Annotated in this window: 14 protein-coding genes and 1 pseudogene; 12 read left to right on the top strand and 3 right to left on the bottom strand. The window is 43.3% G+C overall.

Annotated features, from left to right (window positions below):
* Positions 1–28 precede the first annotated feature (28 nt).
* The 4 genes from MHB50_RS15380 (at position 29) to MHB50_RS15365 (ending at position 5,612) form a co-directional block, all read left to right on the top strand.
* The gene (locus tag MHB50_RS15380) at positions 29–2,065 is read left to right on the top strand and encodes a hydantoinase/oxoprolinase family protein (RefSeq protein ID WP_340084132.1); all 2,037 of its coding nucleotides are present in this window, start codon (positions 29–31) and stop codon (positions 2,063–2,065) included.
* Complete coding sequence (locus tag MHB50_RS15375; RefSeq protein WP_077113565.1) at positions 2,062–3,708, top strand: hydantoinase B/oxoprolinase family protein; 1,647 nt, start codon at positions 2,062–2,064, stop codon at positions 3,706–3,708. Before MHB50_RS15380 ends, MHB50_RS15375 begins: the two co-directional genes overlap by 4 nt.
* A 102-nt stretch (positions 3,709–3,810) precedes the next feature.
* Positions 3,811–4,239: a cyclophilin-like fold protein gene (locus tag MHB50_RS15370; protein ID WP_077113623.1), complete on the top strand. Its 429-nt coding sequence runs from the start codon at positions 3,811–3,813 to the stop codon at positions 4,237–4,239.
* Positions 4,240–4,265: 26 nt separating this feature from the next.
* The gene (locus tag MHB50_RS15365; RefSeq protein ID WP_077113564.1) at positions 4,266–5,612 is read left to right on the top strand and encodes a cytosine permease; all 1,347 of its coding nucleotides are present in this window, start codon (positions 4,266–4,268) and stop codon (positions 5,610–5,612) included.
* 109 nt (positions 5,613–5,721) lie between these two features.
* On the opposite strand, the gene MHB50_RS15360 is transcribed toward MHB50_RS15365, so the two are convergent.
* Positions 5,722–6,816: a Xaa-Pro peptidase family protein gene (locus tag MHB50_RS15360; protein ID WP_340084131.1), complete on the bottom strand. Its 1,095-nt coding sequence runs from the start codon at positions 6,814–6,816 to the stop codon at positions 5,722–5,724.
* Positions 6,817–7,165: 349 nt separating this feature from the next.
* On the opposite strand from MHB50_RS15360, the gene MHB50_RS15355 reads away from it, so the two are divergent.
* The 7 genes and pseudogenes from MHB50_RS15355 to MHB50_RS15325 all read left to right on the top strand — a co-directional run bounded on the left by MHB50_RS15355 (position 7,166) and on the right by MHB50_RS15325 (position 14,297).
* Positions 7,166–8,836: a peptide ABC transporter substrate-binding protein gene (locus tag MHB50_RS15355; protein ID WP_340084130.1), complete on the top strand. Its 1,671-nt coding sequence runs from the start codon at positions 7,166–7,168 to the stop codon at positions 8,834–8,836.
* 74 nt (positions 8,837–8,910) lie between these two features.
* Positions 8,911–9,840 carry an oligopeptide ABC transporter permease gene (gene opp3b, locus MHB50_RS15350; protein WP_339164646.1) on the top strand — a complete coding sequence of 310 codons (930 nt, stop codon included), beginning with the start codon at positions 8,911–8,913 and terminating at the stop codon, positions 9,838–9,840.
* Positions 9,837–10,853: an oligopeptide ABC transporter permease gene (opp3C, locus tag MHB50_RS15345; RefSeq protein WP_339164644.1), complete on the top strand. Its 1,017-nt coding sequence runs from the start codon at positions 9,837–9,839 to the stop codon at positions 10,851–10,853. Before opp3b ends, opp3C begins: the two co-directional genes overlap by 4 nt.
* Before the next feature lie 11 nt (positions 10,854–10,864).
* Positions 10,865–11,831: pseudogene (locus MHB50_RS15340) on the top strand (ABC transporter ATP-binding protein); the annotation flags it as partial.
* Positions 11,832–11,876: 45 nt separating this feature from the next.
* A complete protein-coding gene (locus MHB50_RS15335; RefSeq protein ID WP_236017037.1) occupies positions 11,877–12,836 on the top strand; it encodes an ATP-binding cassette domain-containing protein in 960 nt (319 codons plus the stop codon).
* A 22-nt stretch (positions 12,837–12,858) separates the two neighbouring features.
* Positions 12,859–13,200: a DUF3899 domain-containing protein gene (locus tag MHB50_RS15330; RefSeq protein WP_340084129.1), complete on the top strand. Its 342-nt coding sequence runs from the start codon at positions 12,859–12,861 to the stop codon at positions 13,198–13,200.
* A 20-nt stretch (positions 13,201–13,220) separates the two neighbouring features.
* On the top strand, positions 13,221–14,297 hold the full coding sequence (locus tag MHB50_RS15325; RefSeq protein WP_077113558.1) for a Xaa-Pro peptidase family protein: 1,077 nt from the start codon (positions 13,221–13,223) through the stop codon (positions 14,295–14,297).
* 658 nt (positions 14,298–14,955) lie between these two features.
* Here MHB50_RS15325 and MHB50_RS15320 read toward each other — a convergent pair.
* Both MHB50_RS15320 and MHB50_RS15315 read right to left on the bottom strand, forming a co-directional pair.
* Positions 14,956–15,978 carry a proline dehydrogenase family protein gene (locus tag MHB50_RS15320; RefSeq protein WP_077113556.1) on the bottom strand — a complete coding sequence of 341 codons (1,023 nt, stop codon included), beginning with the start codon at positions 15,976–15,978 and terminating at the stop codon, positions 14,956–14,958.
* A 267-nt stretch (positions 15,979–16,245) separates the two neighbouring features.
* Complete coding sequence (locus tag MHB50_RS15315; RefSeq protein WP_077113555.1) at positions 16,246–16,785, bottom strand: XRE family transcriptional regulator; 540 nt, start codon at positions 16,783–16,785, stop codon at positions 16,246–16,248.
* Positions 16,786–16,972: 187 nt separating this feature from the next.
* Here MHB50_RS15315 and MHB50_RS15310 point away from each other — a divergent pair, with 187 nt between their 5' ends.
* On the top strand, positions 16,973–17,983 hold the full coding sequence (locus MHB50_RS15310; RefSeq protein WP_340084127.1) for a proline racemase family protein: 1,011 nt from the start codon (positions 16,973–16,975) through the stop codon (positions 17,981–17,983).
* The last annotated feature ends 107 nt before the right edge of the window (positions 17,984–18,090 follow it).

The following is an 18,090-nucleotide window of genomic DNA, read 5'->3' as shown; positions in this document are numbered from 1 at the left end:
TATCTGAAAGAAATGAGGAGGATATACCATGCACCGTTACCGTTTAGGAGTAGACATAGGTGGAACATTTACAGATTTGGTTTTATACGATAAAAAAACCCGGAGTTTCCACACTCATAAAACATTGACAACACCTGATAACCTGGCTGAAGGCGTCATGCAATCTATCAGTAAATATGTAAGGGATTTCAATGAAATTGAATATTTTGTGCATGGTACGACTTCGGGGCTCAATGCTTTGTTGGAGAGAAAAGGTGCCAAGGTTGCATTGGTCACAACAGAAGGATTTCGGGATGTTTATGAGATTGGCAGAGCCAACCGTGTGGACATGTACAATATTCAGTATAAAAAACCAGCTCCACTGGTTGATAGAGAACACATATATGAAATGGCGGAGCGAGTTTCCCATGACGGAGAAATATTACAGCCAATTGACAATGAGGAAGTTAAAAAATTGGTGAACCGTCTGAAAAAAAACCATTATGAAGCCGTCGCTGTTTGCTTTTTGCACTCTTACAGAAATCCAATCCATGAGCAGGCCGTAAAGGATTTGATAGAAAAAGAGCTGAATATCCCAGTCTCGCTTTCTAGTGATATTGCAAGAGAGTGGCGTGAATATGAGCGTACAAGCACCACGATCATGAATGCGTACATCGCTCCGATCGTCAGGAAATATTTAAATAAGTTGGAAACGATGCTAGCTGAAAGCGGATATACAAACGATATTTACATTATGCAGTCAAATGGCGGTGTGATGACATCAAAGGTGGCTAAGCAACTGCCTTTGCAAACGCTTATGTCCGGGCCGGTGGGCGGCACGATCGGAGGTGCCAATCTCTCTGCGCTCATAAATGAAAAAAACTTAATTTGTGTAGACATGGGCGGTACGAGCTTTGATGTGAGCATGACGATTGACGGGGAACCGGATATTACCGCTGAAACAATGATGGAAGGCTTTCCACTTCTTTCACCTATGGTGAATATTCATACGATTGGTGCCGGAGGGGGCTCCATCGCCTATACAGAGGGAGGAGGATTGAGAGTCGGCCCGGAGAGTGCCGGATCGTACCCGGGCCCAGCCTGTTACGGCAACGGCGGGAAAAAACCTACTGTCACTGATGCCAATTTAATTCTTGGCAGGATTGATCCGGATCATTTCTTGGGGGGAGGGATGAAACTGGACAAGAAAGCCGCTTATAAGGCCATCCAATCTGTGGCAGATGAAATTGGGTTATCTGTCGAAGAAACGGCTGAAGGCATATGTAATATTGCCAATGCGAAGATGGCAGATGCCATCCGGACTCTGACTGTCAGAAAAGGCATTGATCCGCGTGATTTTACGATGGTGGCCTTTGGCGGCGCCGGACCCATGCATGCGGTAATGATTGCCGAGTCATTGGGGATACAAAAAATATTCGTTCCAAACACATCCGGGACATTTTCCGCTTGGGGAATGCTGCAAACAGATATTCGTTTTGATTCTGTCAGAAATGATCACTCATTATTGTTAAGCGTTGATAAAGACAGAATGCATTCCCTATATGAAGAAATGAAAGAAGAATGTATGGACATGATGCGCCAGCAGCATATCAGCTCTCATAAAATACGTCTTCAGAAAAGCATGGATGTGCGCTATGTGGGGCAAGAATACACGATCAACATTGTGAATCATTCGGATGATCCACATGATTTGGAGCGCTTATTCCATCAAGCTCATTTCGAAATATATGGGCATCATAATCCGGATAATCCAACGGAAATCGTGAATCTCAGGATGACCGCCATAGGTGATTTGGAGAAATTGGAGTTTCATCAAAAAGAGGAAAAGGACAGCAAAACAGTAATGCCTCAGCATACAAGAGAGACTTTTTGGAGTGGTGAAGCCAAAAGAACCGGGATATACTCAACGGCGGATTTGATGAACGGAAACAATTTGACAGGCCCGGCTATTATTGAAGATCAGAACACGACAATGGTGATTCCGCCTAAATACGCTGTTTTGATTGATGAAAATAAGAACATTCAAATTGAAAAAATCTTCAGCAAAGAGGAGGTATATTCATGAAAGTGCAAGAAAAAAACTTTTTAGAAAATCCCGTTACTACTGAAATTGTGCGAAATGCCCTGATCTCTGCTGCGGATGAAATGAATGCCAGTTTAGCCAGAAGCGCTTTTTCCCCGATCATTTATGAAATGAAGGATTGCAGTGTTTGTTTATTTGACAAAGAGGTCCGGTTGCTAGGCCAATCGGCCGGATTGCCCATATTCCTCGGCAACCTGGATGAATGCATTAAAATAACGACGGACTTAATAGGCGGGATAGAGAAGTACAAAGAAGGCGATTTATATATATTAAATGATTCCTATATTGGAGGAACCCACTTAAATGATGTAACGACATTTTCTCCGATTTTTTACGAAGGGCAACTTGTGGGATTTACCGCTACAAGAGCCCACTGGCTTGACATCGGATCAAAAGATCCGGGATATCCGATGGATGCCACAAGTATTTTCCAGGAGGGCATTCGTATCCCTCCTACGAAAATATATGAAAATTTCAAACCTCTGGAACATGTTATACGGTTAATAACAACGAATAACCGCTTTCCGGAAGCGGCTTTAGGTGACTTGAATGCTCAAGTGGCAGCGTGCAGAACGGGTGAAAAAAGATTTAAAGAGTTAATAGATAAGTTTGGTCTCGAAAGAATCGGCCATTGTATACATGATATTTTCTTGCAATCTGAGATGTTGGATAGAGAAGTCATCGAGAAAATACCAGATGGAGCATACGAGGCGGAGGGGTATCTTGATAATGACGGGACAAACGATGAACCTATTTATGTAAAAGTAAAAGTTTTAGTGGAAGGCGAACATATAACGATTGATTTATCGGGATCAAGCCGTCAAAGGAGAGGGCAGACAAACTGTGGCTATGCCCAGACAATTTCTGCTTGCAGGGTTGCATTTAAAGATCTAATCAGCCCGAGTGCTCCTGTCACGGGCGGGAACTTTAAAACGCTCCGTGTCGTGGCGCCAGAGGGAACCGTTTTTCATGCCGTTGAACCTGCGCCTTGCGGGTGGTATTTTACACCATTAGGTCTATTAATAGACCTCATCATTAAAGCTCTTTCTCCCGTTATGAAGGAAAAAGCAGCGGCCGCCCATTACGGAGATTCAATGGTTGTCACTTTTGCAGGAAAAGACAATAACAGTGAATTTTTAAGTGTGGAAGCAACAGCAGGCGGTTGGGGAGCATTCCAAGGCGGCGATGGGCCATCGGCTTTGATTAACCATGTAAGTGGAGATTTTAAAAATTTGCCTATTGAGGTGTTTGAATCCAAATACCCGATCCGGATCAACCAATACGCTTTAAGAAAAAATTCCGGTGGAAAAGGGCAGTTCAGGGGCGGTCTTGGGGTTATAAGAGAATATGAAGTGTTACGTGACGAAACTTATGTATCACTGTGGTTTGAGCGATCCAAAACACCTGCATGGGGACTTTTTGGAGGAGAACCGGGCCAGGAGCCGGACGTTGAAATTGTTTCTGGACACGGCAGCGAGCATATTTTAAAGGTGAATGGAAAAGAATTGAGCAAAGGAGATCGAGTGATTGTTAAAACCGGAGGCGGCGGCGGTTTTGGCAAGTATTCCTTACGCAGACAGGAAGACATAGAAAGCGATTTAAGAAAAGAATATATAGACGGATAGGGATGGACATCTTTGAAAGAATTCTTTTGGTTCAAAAGAATTCCTTTTTTAAAATATAAGTCAGAATATTCAGATATAAATGTGCGAGAAGGAGTAGCAAACGTGAAAAAAATCAAAATCACATTTCAATCGGGCAAAAGCTTATTTGTGCATTTAAACGAGGACAGCAGGACAGCGCGAGAAATTTATAAGATGTTGCCTTTTAAAAGTGAAGCAGTACATTCCAGATGGTCAGGAAGGGAGATCAATGCCGAATTGCCCATCGATCAAAAAATTCCTCCGGAGGATCAAACGATCTATACAAGCTTGGGAGAAGTGTGTTATTGGAGCAACTGGAGAAGAGGAGAAAACGAAGAGCAAAAACATGTCATAGCCATCTACTATGGGGCAGAAATGACGAGAAGTAAATGTGGCGAGGAGCCAGTGAACGTCATTGGACGAGTAAAAGAGTGTGATATAGAAACGTTGACGGAATTGGGAGAGATGATTTGGCTAAAAGGCGCTCAAAAAATGTATATGGAGAGAGCCTAAAATGAGAGGAAATCGGGGGAATTCACATGAGTTTTTTAGATAAAGACTCCGCAATGAATCGTGTACCTGCATCCGAAAGACAACACTGGATTGTGCCTGCGACAATTTTTGGAGGATTGGAGTTCTCTGTCCCGGTGATCATGATTGGGGCAGCCCTTGCAGGCAGTTTTGGACTGACAAAGGTTTTGGTCATTCTTCTGATAGGGTTGGTGATCATCCAGTGGGCAGGCAATGCCCTGCAAGGATATATTGGCGCCAAAACGGGACTGCCTTCTTCAGTCATCGCGAGAAACAGTTTTGGATCTTTACAAGCAAGATTTATTATTGCATTGGCTTTAGTGATTTTAAATGTGGGGTGGTTCGCGGTAAATACGGCTGTTGCTGGAAATGCGATTGCGGCGGTATTCGGGATTGATTATGCGAATTCCCGAATTTTATGGGCATTATTAACAGTATTAGCCGGGGCTCTTTTTGCTTTGCCGGCGGTCATTGGCTATCATTCCATGAAATGGACTGACTATTTGGCAGTCCCTTCAGGATTATTATTGATTACAGCGGCTGTTTTTTACGTCCTGAAAGGAACAGGCTGGGATGCCATCATGTCTTGGAGTCCGGAACCAACCATGACATTCATGGGAGGCATCAGCCTCGTTTTGGGCGCGAATGTGGCGCAATGGTTAATTGCTTCAGACTATACGCGATATTCTAAACCAGCCCTAAAAGATCAGGCATTGATACCATTGGGAATCGTTGTCATTGGTTTTGTGTTCTTTTTGACAGGAGCCATTATGTCAGTAGGTGTGGGCGAAGCTGATATCGTTCTTGTGATGCAAAATTTGGGCTTTCCATTTTGGGGATTTTTAATTTTGTGGCTCGCTTTGTGGACTAGCCAACTTGTTGCCAGCTACTCTATCGGACTGGCAGCCGCTAATATGTTTAATGTCCAATCGGGACGAGGACGTGCCTGGCTCACAGTGATCGGTTCGGCTGTTGGCGTACTTTTAGCGTTGCTGGGCATCCTGTCTTACTTTATGGATTTTCTCGTACTTTTGGGTGTGATCTATCCAGCCATTGCGGGTGTCATGTTTGCCGATTTCTTTTTTATTCGAAATAAAAATTGGGAGGACAAGGAAGGCTGGAATTGGGTGGCAACAATTGCCATGGCGGGCGGAGGATTCCTGGGATATGTAACACAGTATCTTGTCCCTTTTGGAATTCCAGCAGTTCAGTCCCTGATTGCATCCGTATTCATTTACCTGATAGGCATGAAACTAAAAGCCCAATACGCTCCTGACCACTTTACAAGGATTGCCGGAAAAGACATCATTCCCGACTCCGCGGATACGGTCACCAACAAGGAAGATTTATTGTAAACAAAAGCGGCGATCAGTTGGATCTTTTTAAAATACCCCCTTCATCAATGAAGGCTTCGGATTAGAAACGAATCCGAAGCCTTTTATGTTGAGGTATGGCCCAGTCTATTTAAAGGGTTTGCAGCTTTTTCGGGAAGGAAGTGAGTACTTCTGCTTCTCCTCTCTCATTGATGTACACAATATCTTCGATTCGGACTCCACCCTCTCCGGGTATATAAATTCCTGGCTCAATTGTAAAAACGAGACCTTTTTCGGCGATCTCTTCATAATGTTGGTGGATGGAAGGCGATTCATGGACCTCAATGCCCAGTCCATGTCCAACCCGGTTGTTGAAGTATTGGCCATATCCATGATCTATAATGACCTTCCTGGCCGCGATATCAAATGTTTTCAAGGGGACTCCGGCCTTTACTGCCTGAATTCCGGCTTCATTTGATGTCAAGACAATGTTATAGATCTCTTTTTGTTTTTCAGATGGCTCCCCCAGTACAAAAGTTCTCGTGATGTCAGAGCAATACCCATCTTTGACGACACCAAAATCAATTAGCAGGAAGTCTCCTTCTTCCAACTTGCGATCTCCGGGTGAACCGTGCGGCAGAGCGGATTTTTCACCGGAAAGGACGATGGTGGAAAAAGAAGGGCCGTCCGCTCCAAACTTACGCATCAAAAACTCAAGCTCAGCAGTCAATTCGGCTTCTGTCATGCCTGCCGCAACTTTTTTGATACCTTCGGCCAGCACTTTTTCAATTAGCTTTATAGAATGGGATAGCTTTTCTACTTCCGCCCTTGATTTTTTCTCCCTCTGCTGATTAATAAACGGCTGTACATCTTTTATTTGAGCGCCGGGATACATTTTTAGCAAATTCGTATAACGGTCATAGGAGAAGGCTTTTCCTTCGATCCCAAAACAGGTTGGAATGGAACCCATGCAATTTTTCAACACTTCAAAAGGATCTTCATCATCGGCGATGGGAATGATTGTCTCCATGTCGGCATCCATTTGGGCAGCTTCAAAATCCAAAGCGGGTACAAACAAAAAGGCCTTTTCTGCTTTTGGGCAAGTGACGTAGGCCATAAACCGTTCGTAAGGCTCAGATAGGAAGCCGGTGTAATAATACACATTGGCCGGATCGATAATGATTCCCGCTTCTATTCCTTTTTCTGATAAATGTTTATTTAATAGAGTTCTTCTTTTTTCATACATACGTTTCCATTCATCCCCTTTTCTTCTATTTAAACATAAAAAAGCAAGAAATGTGCCACGGGAAAGCTGGCATAAATATTGCAATATTAATAACTACAATAAAAGGAGGGGAGGCAACCGTTCCAAAAAAGAATGTATGTGAGAAGACAGGCAACTTGTTGGAAAAGTTTCGCAATGGATTGCGTCAAGAGTAAGCTGAAATATACTATTACAAACTAATCGTTGTAAAAGAAAATAGACAGTGCTTAAAAATTTTGACAAGCCGTTTTCAAAGAAATTTGACAATGTACATAGTCATTTACTTTTTAATTGAAACCGTTTACATCAATAAAATGGGGAGGACAAGTACATGGAAAACAAAAGGCGCTATTGGCTGATGGTTCTTTTATTTGCAAGTTTCCTAACGCTTGCCGGCTGCTACGGGGGAGACAAAAAGGCGACAAAGGACGGGAAAATGGATACAGGTGGAAGAGAGAAAGCGGAATCTGGGCAGGTTCTCAATCTGTCGGTGGAAGGTGAAATACCAACATTAAGAACGAATGGCACCATGGACGGGCTGTCACAAACGATCATCCAAAACATTTTTGAAGGTCTTTTTCGTTTGAATGAGAATGATGAAATTATTGAAGGTGTGGTAGATTCGTATGAAGTCAGTAAAGATGGGAAAAAGTATACGTTTCAATTGAAGGAAGACGCGGTTTGGAGCAATGGTGATCCTGTAAAGGCCGACGACTTTGTCTATGCATGGAGAAGGAACCTGGCTCCGGAAACAATTTCTCCACATGCGTATTTAATGAATGCGGTAAAAGGGGCGGAAGAGATTCAAAATTCCAAAAGCGATTTGTACGGAAAAACAGATCAGCTCGGAGTAAAAGCGATTGACGCATCCACTCTCGAAGTCGAGTTGGTGAACAGTGTTCCGTATTTTACAGAATTATTAGCCCATGCTGTTTTTTATCCGCAACATGAAGAATTTGTCGAATCCAAAGGCGATCAATACGCGTTGGAACCGGAACATTTGATCTTTAATGGACCTTTCCAGCTTGATTCTTGGGATCACGATCAAAAATGGACGTTGAAGAAAAACTCGTCATATTGGGATGAGGAAAATGTAAAAGTGGAAGAAATCCGCTACAATGTCGCAAAAGATATGGCGACAAGCGTGAACTTGTATGAAACCGGCGCTATTGATGCTGTCAATTTATCATCTGACTTTGTCGATGCCTATAAAGATCATGCGGAATTTACGACTTCATTAAAGTCGGAAGTGTACTTTTTAAGGATGAACCAAAAGAATCAATATCTACAAAACGTAAACATCCGGAAAGCGATTGACATGGCTTGGGACAAAGAACAGGCTGCCGATTCCATATTGAAAAACGGATCAAAAGCCGCATATTGGCTTGTCTTTCCGGGGTTTGTACAGTCTGAGGATGGAGAAGATTTCCGGGAGAAATTCGGTGATTTGAATAAGGGAGATCTGAAAGAAGCGCAGGCGTTGTGGAAAAAAGGTCTTGAGGAATTGGGTACAAAGGACATTTCTTTGGAACTTTTGAGTTATGACGATGAACAAAGAAAGTCGATTGCGGAATATATGAAAAATCAGTTGGAAAAGAACTTGCCCGGTTTGAGCATTTCGATTAATCAACAGCCAAACAAGCAGAAGTTGGCGCTTGAAGAAGCGCAGGATTACGACTTGTCCCATTCGGGCTGGAGAAACGATGTGTCCGACCCGGTTGAATTTTTATCTGTCTTTTTATCTGACGGCCCATATAATTGGCAAGACTTTAACAACGAAAAGTATGACAGCCTAGTCAAAAAAACGATGTCTGATTTCTCTGATATTCAACAGCGATTTGAAGAACTCCAGGAAGCGGAAAATCTATTGATCGGCCAGGAAGGCGCCATTTCACCAATGTACCAAGCGGGGTCCGCAAGACTCATCAAACCGTATGTAAAAGGGTATGTGGCCCATGCGAATTCAACCGCTTCATTCCAGTGGGTATCCGTTGAAAAGTAGTTCATTTATATCCGAATTTCCTTCAGTGGTGGAGCTTGTCGTGGAATGATATTCCTTTAAAGGTGGTGAAAAATGTGAAGAAATATATTGCCAGCCGACTTGGGTATATGGCGCTCACCTTTTTATTGATCACAACTTTCACATTTTTTTTAATGCAGACATTGCCCGGGTCTCCCTTTAACGATGAACGCCTGACCCCTGAGCAAAAAGAAGTTTTGTATGAGAGATATGGCTTAAATGAACCGATGGGTGTTCAGTATGTCAAATATGTAAGCAATATTATCAAAGGGGACTTTGGTGTTTCTTTTCAGTTTGATGGGCGGCCAGTGACAAGCATTATTGGAGAGAGGATTGGCGTGTCCGCTGTGCTTGGAGCACAGTCGTTGGCGGTAGGAACAATCATCGGACTGCTGTTGGGAATTGTCGCTGCCATCAGACATAACACGGTTATTGATTATGGAGCGATGGTTGTGGCGGTTTTGGGATTGTCCATTCCCAACTTTGTGTTGGCGGGTCTTCTTCAATATTGGGTGGGAGTGCGTCTCCAATGGCTTCCTGTCGCGTTTTGGGAGGGGTTTGAGTACTCCATTTTGCCCACAATCGCGCTAGCGGCATTCGTTGTCGCGACCATTGCCCGTTTCATGCGAACCGAAATGCTTGAAGTGCTTGGACATGAATATATGACAACGGCCCGCGCGAAAGGGGTGGGGGAAGTGGCTGTCATTTTCAGGCACGGTCTTCGCAATGCCATGATTCCCATTATTACGATCATGGGTCCTTTGACTGTTTCACTGATGACGGGGACGCTCGTTGTCGAGAAAATATTCAGCGTACCGGGACTGGGTGAACAGTTTGTCAAGTCGATATTAACGAATGATTATCCTGTGATCATGGGCGTGACTTTGTTTTATAGTTTCCTATTTATCCTGGCCATATTTATTGTCGATCTGCTGTACGGTGTGATGGATCCGAGAATTCGCCTATCAGGGGGTGGACGAAAATGAACATCAATGAGATGGAATTAAACGACGAGCTATTTGAGCAATCGGATGAAACATATCATCAAAAAAAGGAAGAAAGCCGTCCCGCTTCCACCTTTTGGCGGGATTCATGGATTCGCCTGAAGAAAAACAAAGGGGCTTTTGCCGGGCTGATTTGCATTATCATCATTGTTTTTTTGGCGGTATTCGGTCCGCTCATGAATTCTCACGGGTTTGACGATCAGGATTTGACTAGGGCCAATCTGCCGCCAAAGATTCCGGTCCTAGAACACATCCCATTTTTGGGATTGGATGGAGTGGATATAAACGGGACGGATCAATATCAGGAAAAAGATGTTGCCGGTTATTTTTGGTTTGGAACCGATGATTTGGGCCGGGATTTATGGACGCGAATATGGCAGGGGACGAGAATTTCTTTATATATCGCGTTTTTGGCGGCGGCGTTGGATTTGTTGATCGGTGTGGCATACGGGAGTATATCTGCTTACTATGGCGGCAGGGTCGATAATGCGATGCAGCGGATCATCGAAATTTTAATGGGAATTCCGAATTTAATTGTCGTCATTTTATTTATTTTAGTTTTAAAGCCCGGAATCGTTTCGATTACGTTGGCAATGGTGATTACCGGATGGGTGAATATGGCGAGGATTGTTAGAGGACAAGTACTGAAACTGAAAGGACATGAGTTTTTCCTGGCATCGAAAACATTGGGTGCCACGGATCGCAGACTTATTTGGGGACACCTCATTCCAAACTCATTGGGTCCAATCATTATCACGACGATGTTTACCATTCCAAGCGCGATTTTTACGGAGGCATTTCTCAGCTTCATCGGCTTGGGCCTGCAGCCGCCCATCGCTTCTCTCGGAACAATCGTAAATGACGGATTTAAGCTGTTGAAAATTTACCCGCATATGCTGATGTTTTCATCGGTGATTATTAGCTTGATCATGATCAGTTTCAATTTACTTGGCGATGGTCTTCGTGATTCTTTTGACCCGAAAATGAAGAAGTAGAGGTGAAAAAGGTGGAGAAAATACTGTCAGTAGAGGACCTGCACATATCATTTGATACGACTGATGGGGAAGTGAAGGCTGTCCGGGGTGTTTCATTCGACTTGTATAAAGGAGAGACATTGGCTGTTGTCGGTGAATCCGGGTCCGGGAAGTCAGTGATGTTGTAAAAGCATTATGGGGCTCATTCCGAAGCCGGCGGGAAAAGTGGTGAGCGGCAGCATTTGGTATGAACAGAGGGATATCGCAAATTACTCGAATAAAGAATTCATGGATATCCGCGGATCTGGCATATCGGTCATATTTCAAGATCCGATGACGTCGTTAAATCCGACGATGACAGTGGGAAAGCAAATAAGGGAAGGGATTTTGGCGCATCAACAACTGTCAAAAAGAGAAGCGAACGAAAGAACAGTTGAGCTATTGGACCTTGTTGGCATTAACCATCCTGAAGAGCGTTTAAAGCAATACCCTCATCAGCTTTCCGGAGGAATGCAACAGAGAGTGGTTATTGCGATGGCCCTTTCATCCAATCCGGAAATAATAATTGCGGATGAACCTACGACCGCCCTGGATGTCACTGTGCAAGCACAGGTGCTGGACCTGTTGAAAGAAATCCAAAGAAAGAAGAAAACATCGATCATTTTTATTACCCATGACTTGGGAGTCGTTGCCAATGTGGCAGATCGGGTTGCCGTGATGTATGCCGGAAAAATAGTGGAGGTTGGGAAAACGAACGAAGTTTTTTACAATCCCCAGCACCCTTATACAACAGGACTGTTGGCGGCCATGCCTGATTTGCATACGGATCAGGAAGAGCTGGAGGCGATTCCCGGCGCGCCTCCGAACCTGTTGCATCCTCCAAAAGGGGACGCCTTTGCTTTAAGAAATCCTCTTGCTTTAAAAATTGATTTTTTGTACGAGCCTCCCATGTTTCAGGTGTCGGAAACCCATTTTGCGGCCACCTGGCTGCTTCATAAAAAAGCTGCCGGAAAAAAGAAGGGGAAACAGGCGGGACAAAAGCTTATGTTAAACGAAAAACAAAGTCCTTCTAAAACGGTCGGCAAGGAAAAATTGTTGGAAGTAAACGGTCTCGCGCTGCATTTTAAGAGTGGAAAAAACAACATTTTGAAAGCGGTGGACGGCATTACGTTTCACATTTTTAAAGGGGAAACGTTCGGTCTTGTCGGTGAATCGGGTTGTGGAAAGTCGACAACCGGGAGGACGCTCACGCGCTTATATGAACCAACAGCGGGAGAAATCTTGTTTAAAGGAACCAACATGCATGGACGGCACCGGATGAATTTACATAAGGACATCCAAATGATTTTTCAAGACCCGTATTCTTCACTCGATCCAAGATGGACAGTTGGCGATATCATCTCGGAAGGCATGGATATTTATCAATTATATACGTCCGGGCAAGAGCGGACAGACAAAGTGTATGAACTGTTGGAAACGGTAGGGCTCCGAAAAGAGCATGCCAACCGTTATCCCCACGAATTCAGCGGGGGACAAAGGCAGCGGATCGGGATTGCCCGAGCGCTCGCTGTTGACCCGGAATTTATAATAGCGGATGAACCGATCTCCGCGTTGGATGTTTCCATTCAAGCTCAGATCATTAACTTGATGAAAAGACTGCAACGGGAAAATGGACTGACGTACTTATTTATCGCCCACGACCTTTCTATGGTGAAGTACATCAGCGACCGTATCGGGGTGATGTATCAGGGAAAATTGGTGGAGGTGGCGGAAAGCGATACGCTATATCAAAATCCGCTCCATCCTTATACAAAAACCCTTTTGTCGGCCATACCGGTTCCCGATCCCAAGATGGAAAAGAAAAGGATCAGACTGCCGAAACAGGATTGGACAGTAGCTTCGGCGGATTGTCTGTTGAGAGAGGTAACAAAAGACCACTGGGTATTATGCAATGAAGAGGAGTATGAACGGTTGACAAAAGAAACTTGCTCCCATTTTATCTAAACAGGTTAAAGGGGGACAATCAATGAAAACAAGCTGGTTGCGCATACTGACTGGCCTCATTGTGGCAGCATCATTATTTGGCTGGGCCCATGTTGTCTATTTGGATGCCTTATTTTTGGGGGGACTTATTCTTTTTATGGCAGGCGGATTTGTTTTTATGTTGGAAAAAAGAGTGTTTGATCGTTTCTTCCAAAGCTTTAAAAAGTTTTTGCGGAGTACCTCTAAGCTGGAAGAATACGTCTCTGAAACGGAAGGTTCCCGACAGCCTGCTGTCATTCGTACTTCTTCTTTCAGTGTCTGGGCATTACGTACCGGATTGTTTGTCATGTTGATGACTACGGTAATAGGATTCTATTATTTTTAATATAGCAGGAGGTTCTGATTATGGAACGGATTGTACAACTGCGGAACAGATTTGATGAGCTGGATATGGACGGCTTTATGATCAATGGGGAATGGAACAGGCGGTATGTGTCCGGATTTACCGGGTCTAACGGGCTTATCTTGATTACGAAGGACGAGGCGATTTTGATAACAGACTACCGCTATTTTGAACAAGCGAAAAAACAGACAGAATTGGACATCGTCCTGCATAAGGAGCATACCGGTCATAAACATAAAATTTATGACGAAGCAACGAAGCAAATCAAACGTTTGGGTGTGGAACGTCTCGGTTTTGAGCAGCAACACTTGAACTTTGGAAACTATGCAAAATTAAAAGAACAGTTGCATATGGAGCTTGTCCCTACCTATGATATGGTGGAAGATTTGCGGATGGTGAAAAACGATGATGAGCTGGAGAATATAAGAATTTCCTCCCGCATTACGAACGAAGCTTTTCTCCATGTGTTGGAGATAATCAGGCCGGGATTAACGGAAATGGAAGTAGCGGCGGAGTTGGAAAGCTTTATCAAACAAAATGGGGGCAGCGCATCCACCTTTACGCCCATTGTTGCTTCGGGAAAGAGGTCGTCGTTGCCGCATGGAAGGGCCAGCGACAAAGTGATTGAAAAAGGAGATATGATTACCATTGATTTTGGGACAAACTACAACGGCTACTGGTCTGATATTTCGCGAGTCGTGGCGATTGGCGATCCAGGCCAAAAAATGAAAGAGATTCATCAAGTGGTGTTAGAGTCGTTTCAGAACTGTCTCAACCATTTGAAAGCCGGGATGACCGATCAGGAAGTGGACAAGTATATGAGAGAAATTTTGATTGCATCGGGCTACAACAAATATTCCGGCACCGGAACAGGGCATGGGATCGGTCTGGAAGTGCATGAAAAGCCGCTGTTTTCAGTGGACCTCGAGAAAACATTGCAGCCGGGAATGGTCGTCACCATTGAGCCGGGCATCTATTTGGAAGATATCGGAGGAGCCCGTGTCGAAGACATGCTTCACATTACAGAAAACGGATGTGAGGTTTTGTCTCCTTCCACCAAAGAACTAATCATTATTTAGATGGCTACGTAAATGCTTTTAAAGAAAACGCGGAACGAAGCTTTGCACATTTAAAAGAATTGCCTTGGCTTCGCGATTTATTTAGCACTTGAAACATTAGGGCTTGATCAATCAGAGATTCTACGTGCGGGTTTTGGTTTTAAATACGATATTATTCCTGTCTCCGAGCTTGGGATTGCATCATGTTGGATCAATCGGTATGGAGAAGTTCGCCCTTCCCATGACAAAGAAACCTATTTGGTGGTAGATATGAGAACTTTTGCTCTCCTAGTAAAAGGGTTGGCTCCACCCTGCAATTGGGGGTGGGACACAACTAAATCAGCTGATGAAAAAACGAACCATAAAGTGACACTTCATTCAGTAGGCGTTTTCTTCCATTTCCTACTGAATGTTCGTTGAACGAATCGGGCATGTAGGTGCCGTTTTCTCCCACTGAATTTCCTTTGTTTCCATATATATGGGATCTTCTACAGCGGTTATCATATGGAATTTCCCAAAGGATCTGATTCAGTACTTCGCTCACAAGTGGCTCTCTCGGCGCTTTACATTCAGTACAGGTTCACAAAAGGGCGCCACTAGCCAAAAGAAAATTGATCTTTTATACAAATTCAGGTGGAGAAAACGTTTTGTTCTCCCACCTGTTTGATATTCCAATGTTCTATTTTTTGTAATTCCCGGAGCATTTCCGTTGTTTAGCGGTATGCTTTTTTCTCTTTTTATTTGCCCTCATTAAAATCAAAGCCAAAGCCCCTACTCCAATCGCGGTGTTCGTTTTCTTGTTGAATATTTGTTTGGCAATTAACGAAAGATTTTGTGGGCGCTCGGCCAAGCGGCGCATGAAATAGCCAAACCAATCATTGCCGAACGGGACGTAGGTGCAAAAATGAAATCCTTCCTTCACTAACTGAAGCTGCAGATCCTTCCTAAATCCATATAACATTTGAAATTCAAACTTATCTTTCGGGATGTTATGTTGCTTCACAAACTGTTTTACATGATTAATAATATGGTGGTCATGGGTGGCAATGGACGTAAATTTACCGTTGAGTAAATGATACTCAATTAATTTGATGTAGTTTTCATCAATATCCTTTTTATCTTGATAAGCAAGATGTTCAGGCTCTTTATAGGCCCCTTTGACAATTCTTAAGCGAAAATCTTTATATTTCTTAATATTTTCCATGGAATGGTAAAAATAAGCTTGAATGACAGTGCCTATATTGTTGTAATCAGCAGATAGTTCGTCAATCAAATCAAACGTGGGTTGTAAGTGACCATAATCTTCCGTGTCGAAATTGACAAAAATACCATATTGATTTGCTTTTTCGATAATCTCTCTTAAATTTTCAAGACAAAAATTGTAACTGATATCCAGTCCCAATTGAGTGGGCTTTAACGAAATATGAGCATCCACCTGATGATCGTGAATCGCCTGGATGACTGCCAAAATTTCTTCTTTTGCTTTTAAAGCTTCTTCACGTTCATAAACAAATTCTCCCAGATTGTCAACGGTTGCAGAAATACCTTGTGCGTTCAGTTTTTTTACACTGGCGATCATTTCTTCTATATTTGTTCCGGCAACAACAGACTGGGCTCCCAGTTTTAAACCCCAACGTTTCGCAGCACTATTTAATGCCTGGTTTTGAGAAAGCGTTATAAAAAAATCCCTCGTTAGTCCCATTAGCCTCAACTCTCCTTTTATAGCAATTTTCTTGGGAATAAAAAACGATAGAAAGCGCAATCATTTCCTGCCAATAGGTCCAGCAAGGCTGTAACATGGTTTTACATGACGGCATCTTGCAAGTTTAGTGAATGTAGCGCCTAATTCAATTATAAATTGCTTTATCGTTTTTAGCATTGTTGTAAAGAAACGAGAAAAGCCTGCTTCTATTGTTGGTTACTTACAAGGGATTGTAATCGGGTTATTTGAAAGTAAGGGACTTTTGAATTACTCGGTAGAAATACATAAAAATGAAACCGGCTTTTCTGTTACATTTAGCCAGTAGTGCGGCTGGCTGGAATCAATAATAATGGAATCGCGGGGATGCAAATGATATTCTTGCTCGCCCGCTTGCACCGTTAACATGCCTTCAAGCACAAACAGGAATTCTTTTCCCGCATGGGTAAACTGACTCCCTTTGTTTTCGCCTGGGTTTAATAAAACGAGTAAAGGGATGAACCCCAATCCTTTATATTGCCCGGCCAAGTTTTTGTAGACAAACTGGCTCCCCGTTTCATCCGCATGTACATCGCCTGCCCGAATGACTGTGGGCTGTTCAGCCGTTTCATCATCGGAGAAAAAGTAACTTGGGTTGACTTCAAGCACATCCGATATTTTTTTCAACGACTCGAGTGTCAACGATGATTTCATTCTTTCCACTTGTGATAAAAAGCTGATGGACAATCCTGTTTGATCTGCGATTTCCTTTAAAGTAAGCTTTCTTTTCTTCCGCAACATTTTCATCTTTTGTCCGATTGACACATTCATCTGATTCCCTCATTTTTCACTTTTTATCTATTATAAAACATTTTATCAACGCAAATTTATCAGAAAAGTATAAAGAGTATGTTGACAGATTTTTTCAACTGCTATAGTATTATGGATAAATTGAAGTGGTACTTCAATTTCTTTAGCGTTTTACTTTGATTTTTACCAAAGGATGGAGTGCTGTCAAATGATGATGAATCAACTGTATTCAACCATTGATGTTCATGTATCTGGAGAGCCGCTTAGAATCATCACCGATGGATTTCCTGAAATAAAAGGAAGAACTCAATTGGAAAGACGCGCTTATTGCATGGAATATTTGGATGACATTCGGCAAGTTCTCATGTTCGAACCAAGGGGCCATCATGGGATGTACGGATGCATCATGACACCACCCGCCAGTCCTCACGCCGATTTTGGCGTATTGTTTATGCACAACGAAGGCTGGAGCACGATGTGCGGCCACGGAATCGTCGCGGTCATGACAATGGGTATTGAAACGGGAAGGTTGAAAGTGACAGAAGAAAATCAGAAGTTCATCATCGACAGCCCCGCAGGGGAGATTGTTGCGTACGTAAAATCCACTGACGATCGCGTAGAAGCGGTTTCTTTTGAGAATGTTCCTTCTTTTGTATTGGAAAAAGATGTCTCCGTACAACTGGGTGGACATGAGTTTCACGTGGATATCGCTTTCGGCGGGGCATTTTACGTTGTAGTCAATAGCGGTGATCTCGGATTAAAAGTAAATAAAAAAGATTTGCCGGCAATCCAAAAGTGGGGGACAAAAATAAAACGCTTTATAGAGGAGAAAATCAACGTTGTCCACCCAATTGAAAAAGGTTTGCATGGGATTTATGGCGTCATTTTTTCGGATGAACCTGTAAGCGGGGAAGCCGATTTGCGGAACGTAACCATCTTTGCCGATGAACAAGTGGATCGTTCTCCTTGCGGAACCGGCACATGTGCCCGGCTTGCCACATTGCATGCTCATGGAAAATTGGGAGAGCGTGAAAGTTTTGTCCATGAAAGTATTACGAATGGACACTTTACCGGCGAAATACTTTCCTTGACAAAGGTTGGGCCGTATGAAGCAATTGTCCCGAAAGTGACCGGCAACGCCTTTATCACTGGTTTTCATCAGTTTGTTGTGGATCCTCATGACAATTTGCCGAAAGGATTTTTATTGGAGGAAAAATAGGGAACTTCTCAATAGAGGGATTTCAGGGTCGCATGATAGGGAATCGACTATCAAAAAATGGCCCGCTTTTCCGCTTGTTGGTCCATTGTTAAATGCAGGAGTTATCC

Origin of the sequence: Siminovitchia sp. FSL H7-0308 (genome assembly GCF_037980985.1) — a bacterium.
GTDB lineage: Bacteria > Bacillota > Bacilli > Bacillales > Bacillaceae_C > Siminovitchia > Siminovitchia thermophila.
This window is presented reverse-complemented; position numbering and strand designations above follow the sequence as displayed.

Bases quoted from the DNA above. Each gene is read 5' to 3' on its own strand.
- MHB50_RS15380 (WP_340084132.1), top strand. From the start codon at position 29: ATGCACCGTTACCGTTTAGGAGTAGACATAGGTGGAACATTTACAGAT.
- MHB50_RS15375 (WP_077113565.1), top strand. From the start codon at position 2,062: ATGAAAGTGCAAGAAAAAAACTTTTTAGAAAATCCCGTTACTACTGAA.
- MHB50_RS15365 (WP_077113564.1), top strand. From the start codon at position 4,266: ATGAGTTTTTTAGATAAAGACTCCGCAATGAATCGTGTACCTGCATCC.
- MHB50_RS15360 (WP_340084131.1), bottom strand. From the start codon at position 6,816: ATGTATGAAAAAAGAAGAACTCTATTAAATAAACATTTATCAGAAAAA.
- MHB50_RS15355 (WP_340084130.1), top strand. From the start codon at position 7,166: ATGGAAAACAAAAGGCGCTATTGGCTGATGGTTCTTTTATTTGCAAGT.
- opp3C (WP_339164644.1), top strand. From the start codon at position 9,837: ATGAACATCAATGAGATGGAATTAAACGACGAGCTATTTGAGCAATCG.
- MHB50_RS15335 (WP_236017037.1), top strand. From the start codon at position 11,877: ATGTTAAACGAAAAACAAAGTCCTTCTAAAACGGTCGGCAAGGAAAAA.
- MHB50_RS15330 (WP_340084129.1), top strand. From the start codon at position 12,859: ATGAAAACAAGCTGGTTGCGCATACTGACTGGCCTCATTGTGGCAGCA.
- MHB50_RS15325 (WP_077113558.1), top strand. From the start codon at position 13,221: ATGGAACGGATTGTACAACTGCGGAACAGATTTGATGAGCTGGATATG.
- MHB50_RS15320 (WP_077113556.1), bottom strand. From the start codon at position 15,978: ATGGGACTAACGAGGGATTTTTTTATAACGCTTTCTCAAAACCAGGCA.
- MHB50_RS15315 (WP_077113555.1), bottom strand. From the start codon at position 16,785: ATGAATGTGTCAATCGGACAAAAGATGAAAATGTTGCGGAAGAAAAGA.
- MHB50_RS15310 (WP_340084127.1), top strand. From the start codon at position 16,973: ATGATGATGAATCAACTGTATTCAACCATTGATGTTCATGTATCTGGA.